Annotated in this window: 1 protein-coding gene; it reads right to left on the bottom strand. The window is 64.4% G+C overall.

The features are described from left to right. A partial coding sequence (gene ctaD / locus FNQ90_RS21625) for an aa3-type cytochrome oxidase subunit I (protein WP_182607889.1) occupies positions 1-1569 on the bottom strand: 1569 nt, incomplete at its 3' end. Positions 1570-1865: the final 296 nt, after the last annotated feature.

Here is a 1865-nt window from a genome sequence, read left to right as displayed (position 1 = left end):
GTGCCGGGGCGGCGGGCAGGGGGTCGCCCACTCCAGGGACCGGCCGTAGCCCCAGGGGTCGTCCACGGCGATCCGCTCGCCGTACTTCCGGGTTTTCCACACGTTGTAGATGAACGGCAGGGTGGACAGGCCCAGCAGGAACGAGCCGATGGTGGAGATCGTGTTGAGCGTGGTGAAGCCGTCGTTGGCCAGGTAGTCCACGTAGCGGCGGGGCATGCCCTCGGCGCCCAGCCAGTGCTGGACCAGGAAGGTGGTGTGGAAGCCGACGAACAGGGTCCAGAAGTGGATCTTGCCGAGCCGTTCGTCGAGCATCGTCCCGGTGAACTTCGGCCACCAGAAGTGGAAGCCGGCGAACATCGCGAACACCACCGTGCCGAAGACCACGTAGTGGAAGTGGGCGACGACGAAGTAGGAGTCCGAGACGTGGAAGGTCATCGGCGGCGAGGCCAGGATGACGCCGCTCAGGCCACCGAAGAGGAAGGTCACGAGGAAGCCGATCACCCACAGCATCGGCGTCTCGAAACTGAGCGAGCCGCGCCACATCGTGCCGATCCAGTTGAAGAACTTCACCCCGGTCGGGACCGCGATGAGGAACGACATGAAGGCGAAGAACGGCAGCAACACCGCGCCGGTCACGTACATGTGGTGCGCCCACACCGTGATCGACAGACCGGCGATGGCGATGGTCGCCGCCACCAGACCGACGTAACCGAAGATCGGCTTGCGGCTGAAGACCGGGATGATCTCGGACACGATGCCGAAGAACGGCAGCGCGATGATGTACACCTCGGGGTGGCCGAAGAACCAGAACAGGTGCTGCCACAGGATCGGACCGCCGTTGGCCGGGGAGAACACCTGTGAGCCGAGGACCCGGTCGGAGGCCAGGGCGAACAGGGCGGCGGCCAGCACCGGGAAGGCGATGATCACCAGCACGCTGGTGAGCAGGACGTTCCAGGTGAAGATCGGCATCCGGAACATCGTCATGCCCGGTGCGCGCATGCAGACGATGGTGGTGATGAAGTTGACCGCGCCCAGGATGGTGCCGAAGCCGCTGAGAATCAGCCCCATCACCCAAAGGTCCGCGCCCACACCCGGTGAGTACACCTCGGTGGACAGGGGGGTGTAGGCGAACCAACCGAAGTTCGCGGCGCCCTGCGGGGTGAGGAAGGCTCCCACCACGATCAGGCCGCCGAAGAAGAACAGCCAGTACGACAGGGCGTTCAACCGGGGGAACGCCACGTCGGGGGCGCCGATCTGCAACGGCATGATGGCGTTGGCGAAACCGGCGAAGAGCGGGGTCGCGAAGAGCAGCAGCATCACCGTGCCGTGCATGGTGAACATCTGATTGTATTGCTCGTTGGAGAGAATCTGATTTCCGGGTCGGGCGAGTTCCGCCCGGATCAGCAACGCCATCACGCCGCCGATCACGAAGAAGCCGAAGGCGCTGACCATGTACAGCGCTCCGATCTTCTTGTGGTCGGTCGTGGTCATCCAGGCGACGACGAGCGCACCCACCGATTTCGGTTTCGGTTCATCGAGGATGGTGGTGCGTTCGGGTGACATCACCATGGGCTTCTCTTCTCTGCTCGGGGGAATGACGACCGCGTCGCCGCTTCGCGCTCTTCGATGGTGTAGCACCGGCATTCCGGGATGGTGATCACCTCACCCGAATGGGCGTGTTGGGAATGTCTCGCGGGGGCGTGCACACCGGCGCGCGGTTGGTGTTCATCGCACGGAAATGAGATCCGGAAAATTTTCCGCCGGGGTTCTTTTCCCGGAGCCGGGTCATCGCCGACCGTCGGGAATCCCCCTGACGAGCCCGGCCGCACCGGATAGGCTCACGGGGTGGACGAGCCGGGGTGGGC

The sequence above is a fragment of the Streptomyces alkaliphilus genome (assembly GCF_014141535.1).
GTDB lineage: Bacteria > Actinomycetota > Actinomycetes > Streptomycetales > Streptomycetaceae > Streptomyces > Streptomyces alkaliphilus.
This window is presented reverse-complemented; position numbering and strand designations above follow the sequence as displayed.